General features: G+C 67.6%; 16 protein-coding genes. 9 read left to right on the forward strand and 7 right to left on the reverse strand.

What is annotated here, in order from left to right:
• Window positions 1-505: 505 nt before the first annotated feature.
• The 3 genes from Sru02f_RS20345 to Sru02f_RS20355 are packed head-to-tail and all read left to right on the forward strand — an operon-like array spanning window position 506 to window position 4,288.
• Window positions 506-1,051 (forward strand): hypothetical protein, encoded by a 546-nt coding sequence (locus Sru02f_RS20345; protein WP_109031383.1) that lies wholly within the window; start codon window positions 506-508, stop codon window positions 1,049-1,051.
• A 53-nt stretch (window positions 1,052-1,104) separates the two neighbouring features.
• Window positions 1,105-3,507: a hypothetical protein gene (locus Sru02f_RS20350; protein ID WP_159107531.1), complete on the forward strand. Its 2,403-nt coding sequence runs from the start codon at window positions 1,105-1,107 to the stop codon at window positions 3,505-3,507.
• Window positions 3,500-4,288 carry a hypothetical protein gene (locus Sru02f_RS20355; protein ID WP_159107532.1) on the forward strand — a complete coding sequence of 263 codons (789 nt, stop codon included), beginning with the start codon at window positions 3,500-3,502 and terminating at the stop codon, window positions 4,286-4,288. The genes Sru02f_RS20350 and Sru02f_RS20355 overlap by 8 nt, the downstream gene beginning before the upstream one ends.
• 60 nt (window positions 4,289-4,348) lie before the next feature.
• On the opposite strand, the gene Sru02f_RS20360 is transcribed toward Sru02f_RS20355, so the two are convergent.
• The 3 genes from Sru02f_RS20360 to Sru02f_RS20370 form a co-directional block, all read right to left on the reverse strand.
• Window positions 4,349-5,776, reverse strand: coding sequence for a hypothetical protein (locus tag Sru02f_RS20360; protein WP_167469451.1), 1,428 nt, complete (start codon window positions 5,774-5,776; stop codon window positions 4,349-4,351).
• A 209-nt stretch (window positions 5,777-5,985) separates the two neighbouring features.
• Complete coding sequence (locus Sru02f_RS20365; protein WP_244941813.1) at window positions 5,986-8,364, reverse strand: BTAD domain-containing putative transcriptional regulator; 2,379 nt, start codon at window positions 8,362-8,364, stop codon at window positions 5,986-5,988.
• Between the two features lie 13 nt (window positions 8,365-8,377).
• A complete protein-coding gene (locus Sru02f_RS20370; RefSeq protein ID WP_244941814.1) occupies window positions 8,378-8,644 on the reverse strand; it encodes a hypothetical protein in 267 nt (88 codons plus the stop codon).
• 966 nt (window positions 8,645-9,610) lie between these two features.
• Between Sru02f_RS20370 and Sru02f_RS20375 the strand changes: the two genes are divergently transcribed.
• On the forward strand, window positions 9,611-10,894 hold the full coding sequence (locus Sru02f_RS20375; protein ID WP_167469452.1) for a hypothetical protein: 1,284 nt from the start codon (window positions 9,611-9,613) through the stop codon (window positions 10,892-10,894).
• A 54-nt stretch (window positions 10,895-10,948) separates the two neighbouring features.
• On the opposite strand, the gene Sru02f_RS20380 is transcribed toward Sru02f_RS20375, so the two are convergent.
• Together Sru02f_RS20380 and Sru02f_RS20385 are read right to left on the reverse strand one after the other, a co-directional pair.
• Window positions 10,949-11,407, reverse strand: a complete 459-nt coding sequence (locus tag Sru02f_RS20380) for a hypothetical protein (RefSeq protein ID WP_109031387.1) — start codon at window positions 11,405-11,407, stop codon at window positions 10,949-10,951.
• A gap of 840 nt (window positions 11,408-12,247) precedes the next feature.
• Window positions 12,248-13,132, reverse strand: coding sequence for a hypothetical protein (locus Sru02f_RS20385; protein WP_109031388.1), 885 nt, complete (start codon window positions 13,130-13,132; stop codon window positions 12,248-12,250).
• A gap of 530 nt (window positions 13,133-13,662) precedes the next feature.
• Between Sru02f_RS20385 and Sru02f_RS20390 the strand changes: the two genes are divergently transcribed.
• The 3 genes from Sru02f_RS20390 to Sru02f_RS20400 all read left to right on the forward strand — a co-directional run bounded on the left by Sru02f_RS20390 (window position 13,663) and on the right by Sru02f_RS20400 (window position 15,556).
• The gene (locus Sru02f_RS20390; RefSeq protein ID WP_109031389.1) at window positions 13,663-13,953 is read left to right on the forward strand and encodes a hypothetical protein; all 291 of its coding nucleotides are present in this window, start codon (window positions 13,663-13,665) and stop codon (window positions 13,951-13,953) included.
• Window positions 13,954-13,988: 35 nt separating this feature from the next.
• Complete coding sequence (locus Sru02f_RS20395; RefSeq protein ID WP_244941815.1) at window positions 13,989-15,008, forward strand: transposase; 1,020 nt, start codon at window positions 13,989-13,991, stop codon at window positions 15,006-15,008.
• 116 nt (window positions 15,009-15,124) lie between these two features.
• Window positions 15,125-15,556, forward strand: coding sequence for a hypothetical protein (locus Sru02f_RS20400; RefSeq protein WP_244941816.1), 432 nt, complete (start codon window positions 15,125-15,127; stop codon window positions 15,554-15,556).
• Between the two features lie 246 nt (window positions 15,557-15,802).
• Here Sru02f_RS20400 and Sru02f_RS20405 read toward each other — a convergent pair whose 3' ends face one another.
• Window positions 15,803-16,453, reverse strand: coding sequence for a hypothetical protein (locus Sru02f_RS20405; RefSeq protein WP_109031391.1), 651 nt, complete (start codon window positions 16,451-16,453; stop codon window positions 15,803-15,805).
• Window positions 16,454-16,650: 197 nt separating this feature from the next.
• A complete protein-coding gene (locus tag Sru02f_RS20410; RefSeq protein ID WP_109031392.1) occupies window positions 16,651-17,682 on the reverse strand; it encodes a hypothetical protein in 1,032 nt (343 codons plus the stop codon).
• 171 nt (window positions 17,683-17,853) lie between these two features.
• Between Sru02f_RS20410 and Sru02f_RS20415 the strand changes: the two genes are divergently transcribed.
• Together Sru02f_RS20415 and Sru02f_RS20420 are read left to right on the forward strand one after the other, a co-directional pair.
• Window positions 17,854-18,117, forward strand: a complete 264-nt coding sequence (locus tag Sru02f_RS20415) for a helix-turn-helix transcriptional regulator (protein ID WP_109031393.1) — start codon at window positions 17,854-17,856, stop codon at window positions 18,115-18,117.
• A gap of 170 nt (window positions 18,118-18,287) precedes the next feature.
• Entirely contained in the window at window positions 18,288-18,773 is a 486-nt protein-coding gene (locus Sru02f_RS20420; protein WP_244941817.1) for a DUF6083 domain-containing protein, read from the forward strand.
• The last annotated feature ends 6 nt before the right edge of the window (window positions 18,774-18,779 follow it).

The raw sequence follows: 18,779 nt of genomic DNA on the forward strand, positions 1-18,779 counted from the left end.
GCAAGTTAACTATTGGGACTGACATTCCTAGTGGGTAATGGCTGGAATCTTCAGGGTGGTGGAGTCGGTGGGCCTGCCACACTCTGTCCGTGAATTCAACGGCCATGCGTCTGCTTCTTTCTCCGGTAACCTGTGCGAAAGCAGTACGTCTGATGCGGAAATCCGGGTGGTCCCTGTCCTTCGACGTGGCTTGGCGGACCGCGCGAATCGCCTCCCACCCCGACGAGTTGGTCTACCGCGAGGCCGGTCACCGTACACACCTGGCATCGGACACGACGTCAGCCCATGTGTCACCGCCTCCTCACGAACCACAGTGACCACTCCATAACCACCGTTTGCGCGAGCTCGAAAAGTGTTCGAATAAAGTCGCGCGGCTGCAGTGAAGTGGCCTATTTGGCAGCTTCTTTCGCGCCATGAGTGCTGGAAACAGTGCGGGCGCCACCGCCTCGGAGGTAAGAAGAGCACGCGTATTCCAGTCCTTGGTCGCCACTTCCGGGGGGAAGCCATGAATGACGCCGCAGACCTCTCTCTTATCGCTGGCAGCGCACTGCCGGCGGCCTTCACCTTCCTGTTCCAGCGGCTGCAGACGGCCCTGGAGCGACGTCGCTCAGCGCGGACAGAGCAGCCGGAACACGACCCGGACATCCCGGTGGAACTGGTCGGCAGTCTCCAACTGCCGCTGCGGATCGACGAGGAGGAACTCGCTGACCACGCCCCGGTGCTGGAGGCCCTGGCATTCGGACTGCGACCCTACGACCGCGACCCCCACCTGATCACCGCACACGACGCCGACCTGATGCAGGCACTCGGAAGGGTGCGTGAAGGACTGGAGCGCGTCTACGGCCAGCGGTTCACCTTCCAGGGGGAGACGCGACAGAGCAGCGGCCCCCTCAGCATCCAGCACTACGACACCGTGACCGGCGAAGTGGTCGGCATGGAAGCAGAGCAGGCCATCCTCGGCGCCGCCACGAGCACGATCAGGGCCGGGATCGTCGAAGCCGGGGGCAGGGTCGTCGGGATGAAAGCCCCGATCATCGACGGCCGCAGCTGACCGCTGCCCTTGCCAGCCTCCCCTCTGCTCTCTCCCGAGGAGGAACCCACCGCATGACCCAGCCCGTCTCCGACAACCCAGCTGCAGGGTCCGACGAAGATCTCCCGCAGTCCGTCGATGAGAAGGACACGCGACAGCCCCTGACGCCGAGTTCCGGCAACCTCAGCACACGAGAGCCCTCACCGTCTCCCGCCCCGGCCGCCGCCCCTCACCTAGCGGCGTACCCGGCACACACCACGGCGGAATCGCCCAAAGCCGGTCCGGCGCGTACAGAGGACACCGACGACGCCCCCGGCGCCGGCGAGGGAAACGGCGACGTGAGGGGGGAGGAGCCGACGAGGCACACACAGCCGGAGGCCCCCGGTGAGCCGACGGCTGTCACTCTTCCCGCCACCGCCGACGCCGCTGCGGACGGCTCCGGCGAGGCGCCCGCCTTCCCAAGCGGGGCCTACGCCGACGTTCACGCCGACACCAACCACGGCACCATGATCGGACAGTTCTTCGAGGCAGTGGAACGCCTCAGCGGTGCCCCCCTGCCTCCGCAATGGGTGGACCGGGAACTCGCCGACTACGTGCCGGTGAAGAACGAGGCGGAACTCGCTCGCCGACTGCAGGACGACCGCGTCGTCGTACTCTTCGCAGATCACTTCGGCAGCGGCCGGTGGACGACGGCTCTGCGTCTGCTGACGACGCTTCCCGGCCAGCCCCGCACCCTGAGGCGGATCCGCCGTGAGCCCGGCGACGCCTTCAGCACCGAAGGCATCAGAGGTCACAAACGCACCGGCTGGATCCTGGACCTTCGCGATCCGGACGACAGCATCCCGGCCACCTGCGACTTCGGCCTCGAACTCCGCCACACCGCGGACCTGGACGCGGACGACTCCCACCTCGTCGTGCTCATCAGCACCCGTCTGTGGCACCAGATCGGACACGGAGCCGGCCACCTTGCACACACCCCAGCCCCTCCGGCCCAGGCCACGCTCTTCGCCGCACTCCTGCAGTCCGCCGGCTTCGAGCACGCGAGAGACTTCGCCGCCGACCACCGCCTGACCGAACAACTGGCCAACCTGCGACCAGGACAGGTCAAAGAGCACGCCCAGACGCTCATCCGCGCCGAACGCCACTACCGCAGCGCCACCGGCAGAGGAACCGACCCACGGAGCCCGGGCTTCGAAGCGGTCGTCGCAGCCGCCGCCAATGCCACCTCCGGATGGATGGACGTGCTTGCCATCTGGCACTCCCACCCGCAGAGAACCAGCTACGACCGCAACTACCTGCTCCTGACCGCCGTCTACGGCGGAGAACCCATCGACAGCGTCCACACCAAGATCGCTTCGCTCTCACAGGCCTTCGACGAGAAGGAGCCGGCCGGAGTACGGCCCAAGGGCCAGCAGGGACCGGGCCTGATCCAGTTGGCACGGCAGATCGAAGCCGATCCGCTCCCCGACGGCCGTCTGCGCTTTCCCGGGCCGGGATTTGCCGAGGCCGTCGTGCGCTACTTCTGGCGTGACCGGCCCGAACTCATCACCCCTTTCACCCGGTGGACAGCGAAACTCTGTCTTGACCTCGGAAAGAAGCAAGGTACGCAGCTCGCCGAACGCATGATCCCCTGGGCGCTGCACGACCTCCAAGCCTCCCGCTCCACCAAACTGCTGCGCCAGGTGGCCGACGACTGGGCACAGGAAGACGCCCTGGCCCCCCACGCACACGACCTCATCGTCGCAGCCATACTCGACCCACAGACCGCGCAACTAGTCAAGAACGCCGCCGACCGCTGGACCGGACAGCCGGACACCAGCCCACCGCTCCTGCGGACCCTCGCCCACGTCTTCCAAACCCTCACCCCCGCACAACCCGCACGCATGCTCCGCCGACTGGGCACCCTCGCCTCCTCCCAGAAACCAGGGGTCGCGGACGCCGTCGGTGAAGCTCTCAACACCCTGTTCAGCAGCGAAAAGCTCCGCCCCCAGGTCCGCCAGACACTCGACTCATGGTTCACCAGCACCGACCAGGCCCTGCAACATGCCGCGGCCAGCGCCTTCGTACACCTCGCCGCACAACGCGACCCAGCCGGCCTCCCAGCCCTGCTGCACGCATCGAATGCCGAAGCAGCCCCCTGGGTCATCCGCGGCTGGAGAACCACGCTCGAGGCTGAAAAGCCCAGCCCCACCGCACACCACGCCTGCGCCGTCTGGCTCGACGCAGCCACGACACGACCGGACACCACAGAACGCATCCTCACCACGCTGGTCCGGTCCGTGCACGACGTCGCCGGCCACGATCTGCGGGGCCAGCGCTACCTCAATCTCGTCCGCATGGCCGAACGATGGCTCATCCGGCACGGCACCACCCACCATCACGACCGCGAGCACGTCCACACCATGCTCATGCACCGCACCATGCAGGCAGACCCTCACCGCAGCCAGGACAGAGAGGACGCATCGACGGGTGACTAGGATCCGGCTCTGGCCGGGACGGCAGGGCACGCTGACAGCAACGTTCACGGCTGCCAGCACAGAGGCCGACTTCCGCTTCGACGTGCACGCCGAAGGACACTGGCGGGCCACACGCCGAGGCCACCACGACCCCGCCGCATCCGCGACCTGCCATGTCATCGACGAAACGAAACGGCTGGCAGCTGAACACTCGGTCCTCGCCGCTGCAGAACTGCAGCACCGGGTCAACGCACTCCTCGGCGGACCAAGACAACTGCCAGAGACCACCGTGAGCCTCAACTGGGCACGTGTACTGGTACACGTCCACCCAGAGACTCAACACGTGGCCCACACCCGCCTTCGCCTGCGCGCCCGAGCACAAACGCAGTGGGAACTCAAGCAGATGACAATGGCCCAAGCCGAAACCTACCGAGACCAGCTGCGCGAAGACCCCAACCTGCTCCTCGCGCAGCTACTCCTCCACTCGCCCCAAGCGATCACCCAGCAAACCCTGGACATCCTCCCCCAAATCGCCAGGGCCGTAGCCGCCTACGCCCCCGGCGCCAGGTGGGTGCAGACAGCGCTCCTCCTCGACAAGTGGTTCGCGGACCTGCCGACCGACGCCAAGAGATTCATCATCGACCGCCTCAGTACCACCCTCACCGAATTCGGTGGCGAGGCCATCGCACAACAACTAAGAGACGCCCACGACACGTCGGTACCGACTGAACACCCCACCCAAGGGGAGGACACAGACCACAGTCCGGCCGGCCTCAACGGCTACGAGCACCACAGCGGATGACGAACGAGACACGATGCTCCTGCCCTGCCTATCGGCCACCTATATGCCCCCCTCGGAACGTCAGCGGCGTGCGGGTGAGGCCAATGGCGCCTGCCGCATCCGGTCCAGCTCGTCGTAGATTCGGGCGCGTAGCTGGGCACGCGGCTCCGTGAGCTGCAGGCGTCCGTAGCGCGTCTCGTGCCGGGCCAGGTGGGCGCGGATGTGCCGGTAGAGGTCGGGGTGGCGGCGGACGAGCTCGTCGTAGGCCTGGTCCCCGGCCTGCTTAAGCAGCTTGTAGCTGGGGTCCCGGTGCTCGGCCAGGGTCATCCCGTCGTTGAGTGCGGTGATCAGCCGGATGGATTCGGAGCGGCGTTGCAGTAGTGCGGCGAACAGGCGTCGTCGGCCGTGGAGTTGTCCGAGCTGTGGGGCGTGGCGATGCCGGCCCGTGAGTGTGAGGTCGTGCAGGTGTTTGGGGTGGGGGTTGCGCGCGCTCGGGGCCATCTCGATCAGGGCCTCGGTGAGCTGGTCGCGCCACCGGTTAAGTACCAGCGGATGGCACAGCGCGTCGTCGCGGGCGTCTTGCCGTGCGGCGTCCGCGACGATGCGCCGCCGGAAGGCCGGCCCGTCAAGCTCGAGCAACTCGCGCACCACGTCGGTGACCGGCGCGGCGAGCCATCCGTTGTCGATGCAGCGCGTGATCTTTTCCGGGATGGAACGAATGTGCACGGTGGCCGAAGGAGCGACGCCTGCGTCTGCCGCCAGGCGGCGTACCAGCGTCTCCTTCTCCTCCGGGAGGTATCGGCCCAGCCACGCCCGTGCCAGGCGCCGGGAGTCGTTGGTTGCCGCGGGGAACGGGAGGACCCCCGCGGCGGTGAGTTCCGCGATGCGCTGCCCCTTGAGGCGCCGCTCCGCATCGCGCAGCTGGTTGCGTACGGCCCGCTCCTGTACGGCCAAGTCCTCCACCTCTTCGCGGCCGCTGCCGGACAGGACGCGGACCTCACGACGGATCTGCCGGTCGTGCACCGCGTAAGTGAGGGCATCGATACTCTGCTCGATGCGATCCGGACCGAAGAGCAGCTCGTCCAGGCCGGTTCGCTGGAGCCCGCATGCGTGCGCGGTGACCACCTTGGCCAGGTCGAGGAAGCTCACGGTCACCAGATCCGCCAGCTCATGCATAGGGAGCCGCCACGGCTGCAGGTGCGGCGTACGGGTGGCCCTGAGGCCCACGCCGGAGAGCACGGGACCGGTCCGGTGCTGGACGGGACGTTCGTGGGGCTCGGCGAGGTCGAGGGCGAAGCGCATCTTCACGTAGCGGATCGTGCGGCCGCGGTGCAGCGCGGCGGTGGGACGGTCCCACAGAGTTCGGCACGGGGCGTTTCTGGCAGCCCCGCAGGTCGGGCATACGATCGTCATGACCTCGCACGACCGCACATTCCACAGGGCCTGCCGCCCCGGGGTGGTGCTGAGTGCATCGTCGGCCCGCGCGTAGTCATCAAAGCTGGAGCACATGGGCCGGAGGCTGCCAGGCGCGTCTCGTTCCCTGACCGGGCCACACCGCGCCGGCGCTGTGAGTGACCCGGATGGAAAGACCTGTGTTCCAGTTGTGTACTCGTGTTCGCATTCCGTCGCTCTATCGGGTGAACTCCGTCGGTGAGGCTGTCGGAGGGGCGTCGGCGGCCTGGCACTTGTGCTGTGCGGGGAGTCGCGGGACGCCGACGTCATGGGCAGGGGAGGGTTCTGGCGTAGAGCCGGACCAGTAGAGGCATCTGATAGAGCCCGCCTCCGGCGGATGTCAGCAGTCCGCTGTCGAGGAGGGCCTCCGTAAGGCGCTCGGCATCAGTCATGCCGCAGTCGAGGGTACGTGCCGCCTGCTGCAGGGAAACCAGCGCGTCCGCTGTGCTCAGCATACGTAAAGCGGCGGCTTGTTCGGCACTGAGTTGACAGTAGCTGCTTTCGATAACCGGCTTTACGGACATGTTCCCTGCCTGCAGCTCGTCCAGCCTCCCGTCCTCGTCTGCGAGCCTGTCCGCGAGATCTGAGATCGTCCAGGTCCGGTGTGCCAGTAGACGGCAGGCAGCGGCACGGACAGCGAGCGGTAGGAAGCCGCATGCGGCCGTCACGTAGCGGGCCGGTCCCTGGTCGTCAGTGGGCGGGCGGCCGGCGATCCGGGTGAAGAGGTGGAGTGCCTCGGTGGGGGACATCTCGTCGAGCTCGACCAGGTGGGCGCCGGGGAGGTCGATCATTCGCGTTCGGGAGGTGACCAGTACGGCGCACCCCTGTGCGGCGGGTAGCAGCCACTGGACTTGTCCTGCGTCCTTTGCGTGGTCCAGGACCACGAGGACGCGGCGGCTGTGAAGCGCCGAGCGGTACAGCGCGGAGCGCTCCTCGAGCCCTGCTGGAATGATCGACTCTGCCACCCCGAGTGCGCGCAGTGCCGCCGCGAGCGCTGTTTCCGGCGTCGTCCGGTGCAGATCTACATAGAGGTGGCCGTCCGGGAAGAACTGCGTAACTGCATGTCCGGCCTGCACGGCCAGGGCGGTCTTGCCCACACCTACCGGGCCGCAGACAGCTGCGACTTGCAGGCCGTCGCCGGTGGCGCTCAGCACGCTCGTCAGTTCGGCGAGCACGCTTGAGCGTCCTACGAAGTCGGGGAGGGCGGCTGGCAGCTGGGCGGGGCGCACGAACGCAGCAGCCTGCGTGCCGCCGGAGGATGCAGCCGCCCCGAGTGCGAGTTCTGGGTCGGCCTGGAGGATCCTTTGCTGAAGCCGGGCCAGCCCGTCCCGCGGACTGACCCCCAGCTCGTCGGCGAGCAGCCTACGGACGTCCGCGTACACGGCGAGGGCCTCAGCCTGCCTTCCTGCGCGATACAGGGCGAGCATCAGCAGCTCGCGCAGACGCTCCCGCAGTGGATACACGGACACCATTGAAGTCAGCTCGGGCACGACGTCCGCGTGCAGACCGCATGCGAGGTCCATGTCCACGCGGCTTTCGAGCAGTTGCAGCCGCCACTCCTCCAGACGAACGCGCTGGGTCTCGGCGAAAGGTCCTGGAACTCCGGCAAGCGGTTCGCCCTCCCACAGTCCCAGAGCGTGCCGCAGGATTATCCGTGCACGCTGCAGATCTCCGCGTATGCGCAGCTGCTCGGCCTGCCGTGCCAGATGAGCTGCCATGGTCACGTCGCACGCCTGGTCAGGGAGGCGTGCCGCGTAGCCGCCGGACTCGCTCACGAGCGTTCCCGGATCCATCACCTTACGCAGCCGCGAGGCATATGTCCGTACAGCGGCCAGGGCCTGAGGCGGCGGGTCCTCACCCCACAACGCGTCAACGATCTCCGCCGCTGTCGCGGTCCGTCCTTCCCGCAGCACCAATACCGCCAGCAGGGCTCGCTGCTGGGGCGAGCCGGTGGGCAGCTGCTCGCCATCCCGCCACAGCCGCACCGGCCCCAGCGCCGCGGCGTACAGGCCAGATGCGGGAACCGACGGCCGCACAGGCACGGCCGGAGCCGCGGGCCTGTGCGGCGGCAGGGGAGAGAACACGCTGGCGTGCTGCCCGCCCCGGACGCGCTCCCACGCCGCGACCCACGCCGCATGCTCTGACGAGGCGACCAGGCAGGCCGTGAGGAAGCCGGTCAGCTGGTGCTCGTCACGCGGCACCGTCCGGCCGAGCACGATGCGATGGGCGGTGCTGTGAGGGAGCCGCCCCGCACCCGCACGCCTCTCCATCACACGCACCGAGGGACGCCCGGCCGACTCGTACAACTCCCGCAAAGCCGCACGGAGCATCTCCACGCCGTCGATGTCCTGCGGGCTCGCCGGCGCAGAGTCCGCACTGCGAAGCCTGCCCCGGCGAGCCTGCCGCCACAGATCCATCGCTGTGTCCACCGGTGCACCGCAGGCGATGGCGTATGCGCGAACGCTGCGCTCACTGGGCACGGACCGGCCCGATGCCGCCCGCTGCAGTGTGGTGGCGTGAAGGCCCACACGTGCGGCCAACTCGGCGTATGAGCAGCCCGTGTTCGAACGCTGGTCGCGCAGCCACCTGGCCAGCCTCACCAGGGCCCGGTTCGACGAGGCGATCGGTCTCTCCTTGCGCCCCACAGCCCTATGGTCGTCAGCCGGCGGCGAGAGCGGTCGCAGCCTGCACCACGGATCGGTGCAGACGCTTGCCCGCTCCACGAACGGCAGTCAGCGTGCCGGCCGCCACGAGACCGGCCCCGCCCAGCACAGCCAGAACCGAAGAGAGCTCCAGGCCGTAGACGGACAGGACGCAGGCAAGCACGGCGATCACCACGATCACCATGGCGTCGGCGAACGGGGACCGGTGCCCGGCCGATGAGCCGTGCAGCACGCACCGTACTGAAGCGAAGGTTCGAGGCATGGTCTTCTCCTGGAATCAAGTGCACCCCGCCCAGACGGGGGCGCGTTGCGGGCTCCAATGTCGAACAGCCGGAACGGCGTTTGCCGACGCCGTCCGGGGCCTGCATCCTGCCACCCGCCCCGCCGATCGGGGGATACCCCCAGAATTGATGATGCGTAGGCGTCCAAGACCTTTGTGCGGGGCCGTCCAAGCGCCGCTGCTGGCGAGCACCCGGCAGGCCAGCACGTTTATCGCCGACGGCAACTCTTCTTGCCCCCGTCACGCCAAATAGATGCCGCGCCATCCCAATCGTGTTCAAAGCCCGTTCAGGGGCCCCGGGCACTATTCGAGCGGCACGACGGCATGTGCCACTCCTGACAGTTGCGGGCTCCACCCAGCAGATCAGGAACCCTGCGCGATCACGTTGCCGCGTGAGACCGCTCCAGGCCGGCATCCCCTCAAGGTATGGGGGAGGCCGGCCTTGCCGTGCGCCCAGCGCTCCAGAAATACCCGAGAGGAGCGCGGGGCGGATCGGTCCGTCTCGTACCCAACTCCCCGCAGCACTACGCTCTGGTGGCCTGGCGAGCGCGCCAACACTGTGAAGCCTGCCGCTGAACCGGTCCGCCTCACAGGCAAACCCATCAGCTGTCTACGTCGGGCACAAAACCGACGGATCGGACCGTCGCGGACCGTTGGATCAGCCCGTTGGTGCGGGCCTTGATCCGTTTTTCGGTCGTCCTCCGCAGAGATCACGTCAGTGGAGACTGTCCGCCGGTTGTGAACTTCCTGTGATCGGTAGCCCTGGGGAGACTCACGCGATGTGGCGTGTACCTGTGAACTGGGGTGCCGATGACACTAAGACGTTCGCTCTCACGAGCCCGGATACGTGCAGCTGCCGTACTCGTCCCGGGACTGCTGGCCTCGCTCCTGGTGCCGTTGGGCAGTGCGCATGCAGGCGACTCCGACGCCTTACGCGTCGAGACCTACATGCGGCCGCTCAACGCCGCACCTCTCGACCTGGCAGACCTGCAGCAGTCGAGAAGATCCACACTGAGCGGCCTGGCGGAGGAAGCGGCTGCGCAGGGGCTCCTGCCGCATGAAACGGTAGGACCCGCCAAGACCTTCGCGCCCCGCGCAGCGGAAGAGTCGGCCCGTGACCAGCCACCCAGACGCGAGCCGTCCGCCGCCATGGCGCCGTCAGCAGTCACCCTCCCCGAACCCCCGCACACCATGACGAAACAGGAATGCGTTCTGGGACTCGCGACAGCATCCATCTACATCAAGTCCCGCTACGCAGTCTGCTCCGGCAAGCAATTCGACCAGGTCTGGCTGCGCAACGGTCGCCCGGTCGGCACCAGCCACTTCGACGTACTCGCCATCGGCACCATCCCGCTAAACAGCAGGACGCTCACGATCACCTACCACTTCACCGACTTCACCGCGGTCGGCGACAACGGCGCACCCTCCATGGGCATCACCACAAAGGGCGGAATCGCCCAGAGCTGGCCATCGACAGCAAAGTACACCCAGGGCGGGGTAGCCATGCCCTTCACCCGGACGTGGACACAACTGCTGGGAACCGACACCTTCCAGCACACGGTGTACGCCGCCCCAGGCCAGGGATCCACCGGAACACGAGCCGATCACCTCGCCGCGGTCTACATACCGAACATCAGCATCAAGGCACCGCCGGCCTGGACCACCGAACCCATCACCGGAGGCAATCTGTTCATGCTGCCGCCCCGCTGGGACAAGGCCGACTACCTGCCCAACGCAGCCGCAGGCGGCGCCGCCACCTGGGCCGTCATGACCCCGCTGCAGTACAGCACCGCGGCCGGCGCCCCAGAGAGAGAAGTAGCCCTGCACATCCAGAAGGCGTTCACCGAACCGGGCAAAACACAGCCTCCCCTGGCGACCAAGGACGTCCCGGGACAGACCGCCGACGCTCCGCTGACCCGCCTCTACTGGGACACCAAGCGCCGGGAACAGAACCGCAACCGCTCCGTCTACAACTGCCAGAAGTACTTCGGCGAGGACTACGCGACATCGGCAGGCTACGCCCGCGAGTGCGACGAATACCCGATGGCAGCCACCTATGAGGGTTCAGCCCAGCCGACCTACGACCCGCTCGCCGAACCCGGTAACTTCAGCGTCATGGCCGTGAAGAAGGAAGACAACGGCGCCGCCGGAAACCTCCTCGGCCAGTACTACAACAAGAACCGGCTCCTCGACGGCCCCGACGACGGCTTCCTCGTCGAGATCACTCCGTAGCGATCGTTCCCTGCGGCTGGGGCGGACCACGCCACGGCGCTGAGCCCCAGCCGCCTACTCTTGTGGCCAGAACTGCGCCACGTACCGCTCCACCCCGTGCACCACACCGTGCGAGGCCTGCGCTGCCACCTGAGCCCGCCCCGAGCACACCACCCGCACCATCCAGACACCCGGACCGTCCGACAAGTCGATCACCCACGGCATCGGACCTCCCGCAACCCCCGTCGCTCGCAGCCTGCCCGACGCACAGACGATGCTCGCCGTGGCAGTCTCCTCCCAGACTCCCTCCGGCGGCTCCGGCTCGACGTCCCAGACCTCCACCGACAACGAAGCGGTGTGCGTGTGGCCGGCGCTGTGAAAGTCCAGACGGCCCCGGTGAGCAGTGAGAAACGCTTCGGCCTCGAAACCCTCGGGGAACAGCACCGGGACCTGGGAATCGTCAAAATCCTGCAAGGCCCACCCACTGAAGTCCACGTCTACGGGATAGTCCTGGCATGCGATGAGGCCAGCCATGTCTTCTCCTTCGTCGCGGGCACTCGTGCGGCTGCGTTCTAGCATCACGGATCTTCCCCGTCACCGTGCGATGTTCACGTTTCCGCACCATTTGTCTGCCTGTACTGACGATCAAGCCACCCTCGAACCCAGCAGTTCAGGAAAGAACCGACCAGCTTCTGTATGGCCCCGGTGCCTGCATTCACATCATCAGCACCTGCTTGGGCCCGCGGCAACCGCCCTGGACGAGCCCAGGGCCAGGGCGAACACAGAGTCAGAGAGGGCCGCAGGGCATCCCGGTTCGTGTACGCCGCCAGCTGCACGAGCCGCCGGGTAGGCCCGATCGCCCCTTCAGGGGGGCGGTGCCACATCTCCCCATCCGCGGCTTCCCCAGGCTTCTTCGGTGTTCCCTTGCACGACAGACGTTCGGGGCGGCGTGGGCGGGGGCGGGGAGGAGTAGGGCGGTCACGATGGCGGCGAGCGCGAGGGTACGACGCACGGATGTCCCTTCGAAGAACTGGCGGCTCGCGCTCTTGCTACCAAGTGCCGGCGCCGACGCGTCCGGGGCCGGCGGCACGGCCACCGGATCGGAGGAGAAACCGAGGGACCAGCAGTCCCTATTCCTCACCTGCTCCGGCACGGCCGAGGGGCCCCAGCCGGGGAGGGCTCCGGGCTGGCCTGTAGAGCTGGGGCTGCGGTGCCGCCCATCCCTCAGAGCTGGCTGCATCAGGGCCTGTGTGTCGTTGCCACTCTGGAGGTGGGGTCAGTGGCGACGATGCCTCAGCGGCTGCGATGCACGGCGGGAGCGATGAGCGACCTCCGGCGGTCCGAGTCTCAGAGTTCGGCGAAAGCCGATTGCTCTCACTCGCCCGCGGCGGGAGCGTCGGGAGGGAGGGGGAGGGGCAGCAGGCGCTGGCGTGTCTCTATCTGAGGCGGCGTGATCTCGCACAGGCCTGGCAGCATTTTCATGATGGCCGCAGCGAGGATGTGCTCACCCGTGGAGGTTCGCGGTGCCGCCCCAAGGGATCGCGTGCGGATCAGAGCTCCCTCGATGATGGTGTTGAACAACCCGGCCATGTCCAAGTAGGTCACACCTGGGCGCAGCGGCACCTCGTAGGCAGTGAGCAGGGACTCGTACAGACTGGCCCAGACGAGGAGCATTTCGTTTTCGATCCGGGCAACGGCTTCGCGGATGCTCGGCTTGTGCGGCAAGGCAGCTTCGAAGAAGGTCTGCAGGGCGACGACGGGGTCTTCCGCGCTCGACGCCATCTCCACCTCTACGCCGGCACGGATGAGCTCGCCCAGCGACATCGACTGTGCATGGACGACGAGTTGTTGCTGAGCCTCGAGGATTCTTCGCAGCGTGGGGCCGCTGCGGAAGATGTAGGCCAAAAGGTCTTCGATGAATGCCTCCTGGTGACCCCATGTATCGCTCCACCGCTGCTTGTCCAGCGACTGTGCAAGCTCCGGGTCCGGGATCAGCCGCGCGGCCGCGTGCATCAGCTCCTCGCCGCTGAGGTTGCGGAAGAGACGCCGCTCGGCGGCCGCTTCTCCCTTCAGATGATGCTGGTGCAGCAGGTATGCGCCCAGGTCACAGAACGCGCGCGTCCGTTCGTCCCTCGCCCACGTCGCCTGCGTATTGGCCGTGCGGCTGACCCGGACCCGTCGAAAGACAGAGGCCAGGTCTTCGCCAGGGGCCCCCGCCCAACGGGACGACCACCTCTGCCACGTCCACTGCGTCGCCATGCCACACCCTCTGCGCTCGGGGCGCTTAGCGCCCATGCCCTGCTCGAGTCAAGGGCCACCTTGAATGGCCACGCCGGATTCCATCTCCAGTGTGCTCGCTCAGCGGCGCCTTGGAACAGCGAACGGCAACGGCCCCTGACGAACAGACGGACGCACCCGAGACTGACGACTCCGCTGCACCGCTCAGCGAGTTCGGCAAGGAGCCGTCATGAAACTTAGCCTCCGGCACAAGAAACCAGCCGCCCTCATGGCCGGCACAGTCATCACCGCTCTGGGAGACGCGGTCGGTGCCCTCCTCACGGCGCAGGAACTGCTCGCGCAGAACGGAACCATGGCGAGCGCCTGGTGCGGCGTCTCAACAGCGCTCCTGACAGCCTCGGCAGCACTGGAACGCGCCCGCAGCCGACGCCGGGACAGCAATGCAGGCCCATGCTCGTGTGCTTGCCCTCCGGAGGAGGGCAGCTAGGCGGTTTCGTTGGATCAAGTTGGGGCGAGCGATCACCGGGGTTCCGGAGTGGCACCCTGGAGCGATGCGACCTGGAACCGACGTCACCGAGAACGGCCTGCGGCACCTGCTCAATGAGTGGGACCCGATTGGTGTCGCTGACGAGGTGCAAGACGAGTACGACTGCATGCTCGTCCCTCTCCTGCAGCGGCTCCGACGTAGCGCCGACCAAGTGGAGATCGGCGAGTTCCTGCGGCATGAGCTGGTAGATCACTTCGGTCTCACCCCCCTTCCGTCAGAGCCGGAAGCGATGGCTGCCAAAGTGACCTCCTGGTGGACGGTTGTCGTCGCTACCGATGCCACCGGCTGCGTGTAGTCGCTCCTTTCGGATCGTCCGCTTGTTGTCCGAGGGTGCCGTTGACTGACGCGCAGTGGGCGCGGATCGAGCCGTTACTGCCGGACCGGACACCGAAGCGGGGTGGCCGATGGCGCGACCACCGAGAGGTGATCGACGCCATCGTCTGGAAGTTTCAGACCGGGGCACAGTGGGTTCAGATGCCGGAGAAGTACGGCAACTGGCGTGGCGTCTACAATCGGCTGCGGATGTGGTCCGGCGATGGCACTCTGTCCGCCGCGGTGCAGAAGACTTGCCACCAGCACCGCGACTGCCTGCGCAAACGTGCCGAGGAAGAGACGGTGACCAAGGTGCCGGAGCCGCCCCCGATGCTGTTACCGCCCGCGGAACTGCCCCGCACCCAGATCATCGAACGCACCCGCCACCGCTACGAAGACATCCACCAGCTCCTGGTGAAACGCTGGACCATCAGCGCCATCGCCCGCCGACTCAACCTCGACCGCAAGACCGTGCGCCGCTTCCGCGACACCGACCTCGACGAGCTGCTGGCCTCCGCCCGCGAACGCCGCCCCAATGACGTCCTGGAACCCTTCAAGGCATACCTCAACACCCGCTTCACCGAGGCACAAGGCCAGGTCAGCGGCACCCGACTGTTCCTGGAGATCCAGACCCGGGGCTACTGCGGCCGCCGCCAAGTCGTCCGCAAACACCTCGCCGCCCTCCGCGCGGGCACCGCCGAACCGGTCAGGGCCAACATCCCCAGCCCGCGCAAGATCACCTCGTGGATCATGCGCTCCCCCGAGACGCTCACTGACAGCCAGAACGAGCGACTCCTTCAGGTCCGGCTCGCCTGCCCGGACATTACCCGTGCCTGCGACCTCGCCCGGGCCTTCGCCGACCTGGTCCGCCACCAGCGCGTATACCGACGGATGGAATGGATCCGGCAGGCTGAACAGGATGCGCCGAAACCGATGAAGGGCTTCGCCGGCTTCCTCCGCCAAGACCTCGACGCCGTCACTGCCGGACTCACCCTGCCGTGGAATTCCGGGGTGGTCGAAGGACATGTGAACCGGTGAAAACACTCAAGAGGGCAATGTATGGCCGAGCCTCCTCCGAACTGCTCCGGACCCGCATCCTCACCCAGCCATGAGCATCACGCCGACCGTCCATGCAGGGCCTCTACGCTTCTCACGTGCGCTACCTGACGCAGTCCTTCGCCCTAGGTGCCCTGCGCCGGGGCCGACCGATCGAGCAGTTCCTCGGCCCTGCTGGCTCACCCGAGCGTCCCGGCATCCGCTACGTCGAGGTCAGACCGACCAGGGCCCGCTATGAGATCTACCTGCACACCCTGGAAGACGTCGGTCACGAAACCTTCGTTGACGTAGTCGAGTTCCCTCCTCTTTACACCGACGATGAGGAAGAGGAGTTCGGCCGCCTTGTGACGACTTGCGACGACCCTCTCGGCGCCCTCGCAGCCGCCGAAGACGTCACTGGAGCGGGACGCGGAAGGTGGGTCAACGCTGGCGTGGTCCAAGACCAGTATCTCGACTACGTGCTGGCCGGACGGCCAGCAAACACGTCACCAGATGGATACCCCTGGCCCACGCCGCCGCCCAAACGTTGACGATCAGCGGAATCACGGAACTGCGGTCAGAGCCGAATTCACAGATCCTCATCAGCCGCGGCCGGTCTGCTCGTCCCAGGGTGGTGGCACACCTGTGATTCAAGCAGGGCCGCACGCTGAAGAAGGCGAACGTCCATGGCGCCGCCGTCCGCCCGGGCCAGAGCCCGTCGTGTCAACCCACGCCGTCGGCGACGTGACACGACACAAGCCCGGTCTGCGGGCGGTGAGCACAGCGGACTTGGGTTTCTACTTGCTCTTCTCGGCTCGTGCAGCGGCCTCGGGAGCGGCTACGGGCCCGGGCGCACCGGTTGCGGTGTAGTAGACAGAGGAGCCTTGCTTGGTGCGCTGGGCATGCTGCTTGGCGACGAGACCTTCGAGCGTGTTGCGAACCACGGTGGTCTGGACAGTGCGTTCAGGATGGGCCTGGTTTAGACCGGCAGTGACCTCTGCCGCGGACCGCGGTTCGCTCTGCGCGGCAAGGTGGCGGCGGACGAGTTCGACGAGAGTGGGTGCGTCGCTCTTCACTGCTGCTGCCTTGCCTGCAGCCTTGGCGGCGCGTGTCTTCTTGGCGGCGGGCTTCTTGGCCGCTGCGCGGCCCCGCGAGGCAGTGGCTTTCCCGGCCTGCGAACGCCTGCCGCCGACAGGCTCGGCGGCCGCCTTCTTGCGGGGCGACGGCACGGGAGTGCTCTCGGCAGCCGGCGCAGGTACCGTGCCGGCCAGCGCCTGCTGGATGTTCACCAGCACACTGTGGTCGTGCTGCAGAACGGTGAGCTTCTCCTGCAGCGTGGCGATGTCCGCGCCGATGCGCTCCTGCTCCTGGGCGTTGCGCTCGAGGTCGCCGGCCACCTGGGCGGCATACTGCGAGGCCACTTCGGTCGTGGTCGCTGTCTCCGACATAGTGCTGTTCTCCTTGGCTGCGTGAGGGAAGTGGAGGGGGAACTGCGGACGCGGATGCGCGGGCTGCGCCTGAAAGGCGCGAAACAACACCTGCCGCACATACCCCCGTGCACAGATAGTACGGATACGAGATGAGGATTGGCCCTCTCGGACCACATCCATGCCCACGCCTGAGCCGGACTCCCAATGTTGCAGCATCAGCGGTCCCGATCTGCCGGACGCTGTGACAGCCGTTGCGGGAACTGCCAGAGCACGTCACCGGTCTCCGGACACTGGTGCCAGGACACCAGGGTGCGAGCCGAAACCAGCCGGTCGAGCAACTCCACGGTCTGCTGCGGGGAGTGCCCGCATAGACGGGACACAGCGTCCAAGTCCTCCGTGCTGAAGGGATGCGACGCGAGTGCAAGAGCGGTCAGCCGCAACGCAGCAGGAGCCGCAGCCGGCAGCACCACAGGCGCCGGGTGCAGCGCCCAGTGAGCGGCGCGGCGCCGCGCGCCGCGGCCTGGCGCCTGGTCCAGCACGGTGGCATCCAGCAGCCGTACGGCGACGGATCCGGGCCGGGGGCCGACCGTCTCCAGCCACCCGGCCTGAGCCAGCTCCAGCCACAGCTCCCGGCGCCCGCGCAGCCGCATGCTGCGCAGCAGCCCGTCCGCAACCGTGACACGGCCCAGGGTGTCCGCACGCAGGGCGCACTGCAGAGCGAGCAGCCGGGCAGCGGGTGAGGTGAACTGGGGGAGTGCAGCCGACAGGTAGGTGAGCATCTCCCGCACACGGGCCAGCTCGTCGTGTCCCGAAGACAGGCCGCGGCGGGCACGCCGCAGAATGCCGCCCGCCGGCTTGGGCCGGCGCGCGCCGAGCAGCGTGTCCGGCACGACGGCGGTCCCGCCGGTCGCCGCGGCGCAGGCGGCACAGGCGTCGGCCAAACGCCAGGAACGCCCGCCGGCCTGCCGGGTGAGCGCCAGCAGCACCGGCCCGCCGCAGCCCCGGGTGCGGGAGTGCCACGAACAGCCCAGGGCGTGACACTGGCACGTGCGCAGGTGCCCGGGCAGCGCCTCGGCCCTGGCATGGCTGGCCAGGTGAGCCAGGGCTGCCGACCGGGCCGAGGACCCGTCCACCGGGGACGTGTGGGCCTGGCACTGGATGCAGAACAGTCTCAGCTCTCCCGCTCGCGGGCGCAGCTCGACTGTCCAGACGCGCCGCACCGCGGTCTGTGTACCGGCCAGCCTCATCGGCTCGTCGTCCTCCCGTGAACACAACTGGTGGGCAGGCGTCTTGGCGGCAGACGCCAGGACGCCAGCACGCTAGTGCAGATTTCCGCACCGTGAATGTCACCCCCATCAGCACAGATAGTGCAGAAACCCGCACTGACAGGGCAGGCTTCTGCACCGTCGGATGGTGGAGTGACGATCTTGCCCCCCGATCCCGACTTCAGCGCACTACGCGTGGAATTCGCACGCCTGCGGGGCGAACGCGGCTGGACCTTCGACGAACTCGCCAGCCGCAGCGGCCTGGCCCGCCGCACCCTCATCGACCTCGAACACGGCCGGACCCCCGGCAATCTCACCACCTGGCACGCCCTCGCCCACGTCTTCGACGTACCCATCGAGCACCTGCTCGCGGTGCTCTGCGACAACCACACCCCGCCCGGCGGCAACGACACCTGACCGACCGGCCACGCCCCCAAATTCGCGGCGCGGCGAATCACCCGAAGAGGCGAGAGAGAGGCGCACCCACATACGCATCTTCGTGCATGTGTTCGCGCGTGCTGGACCGTTCGAGGGGCCCTCGGCAGTCATTACGCCGATTACAGCGTGTCGCCTGACACGGTCCGCGCATGCGCTCCCACCTCGCCCCTCTGCACGGAACCGCTCACACCGTGCGCCCCCGCAGACGGCCACTGCGAGCAACTACCACCAGCCCAGACCGATTTCCGACTGCAAGACAAACCCGCCACTGCTGCGCCTGCGGAAACCCGACCGAGCTCTTCCCGCGTGCGGACCATCGACTCATCGCCTTGCACCCCGCAGAGCTGGCCGCTGCTGTAATCCCTGAGGACTGCCGCTGGCATCTCAGCGCAGGTATCGCCCACCCCAGCGGTGACGGCAGCCCGTGGTGCCGAATCCCGCACCGACTCGTCTGCCCCTGCCGGACGGAACCGTCGCGGCTCCGGACTCACCTGGACGCCCTCCGTCTCCGGCTCGCCCTGCGGACCCGCCGCTTGATCGATACCGGCCTGCCCCACGGGCGCGGATCTGTGCGCCCGCTACCTCGCCGCCACTCGCCGCCCGCGCCGGCACCGCGCGGGGTAGCGCTGCGCTGACGGAGC

Origin of the sequence: Streptomyces rubrogriseus, from assembly GCF_027947575.1 — a bacterium.
Classification (GTDB): domain Bacteria; phylum Actinomycetota; class Actinomycetes; order Streptomycetales; family Streptomycetaceae; genus Streptomyces; species Streptomyces rubrogriseus.

What these genes read in the sequence shown, in the direction of transcription:
- Sru02f_RS20390 (WP_109031389.1), top strand. Translation starts at nt 13,663, where the DNA reads ATGCGACCTGGAACCGACGTCACCGAGAACGGCCTGCGGCACCTGCTC.
- Sru02f_RS20345 (WP_109031383.1), top strand. Translation starts at nt 506, where the DNA reads ATGAATGACGCCGCAGACCTCTCTCTTATCGCTGGCAGCGCACTGCCG.
- Sru02f_RS20420 (WP_244941817.1), top strand. Translation starts at nt 18,288, where the DNA reads ATGCGCTCCCACCTCGCCCCTCTGCACGGAACCGCTCACACCGTGCGC.
- Sru02f_RS20350 (WP_159107531.1), top strand. Translation starts at nt 1,105, where the DNA reads ATGACCCAGCCCGTCTCCGACAACCCAGCTGCAGGGTCCGACGAAGAT.
- Sru02f_RS20380 (WP_109031387.1), bottom strand. Translation starts at nt 11,407, where the DNA reads ATGGCTGGCCTCATCGCATGCCAGGACTATCCCGTAGACGTGGACTTC.
- Sru02f_RS20405 (WP_109031391.1), bottom strand. Translation starts at nt 16,453, where the DNA reads ATGTCGGAGACAGCGACCACGACCGAAGTGGCCTCGCAGTATGCCGCC.
- Sru02f_RS20360 (WP_167469451.1), bottom strand. Translation starts at nt 5,776, where the DNA reads ATGTGCTCCAGCTTTGATGACTACGCGCGGGCCGACGATGCACTCAGC.
- Sru02f_RS20385 (WP_109031388.1), bottom strand. Translation starts at nt 13,132, where the DNA reads ATGGCGACGCAGTGGACGTGGCAGAGGTGGTCGTCCCGTTGGGCGGGG.
- Sru02f_RS20375 (WP_167469452.1), top strand. Translation starts at nt 9,611, where the DNA reads ATGCGGCCGCTCAACGCCGCACCTCTCGACCTGGCAGACCTGCAGCAG.
- Sru02f_RS20370 (WP_244941814.1), bottom strand. Translation starts at nt 8,644, where the DNA reads ATGCCTCGAACCTTCGCTTCAGTACGGTGCGTGCTGCACGGCTCATCG.
- Sru02f_RS20410 (WP_109031392.1), bottom strand. Translation starts at nt 17,682, where the DNA reads ATGAGGCTGGCCGGTACACAGACCGCGGTGCGGCGCGTCTGGACAGTC.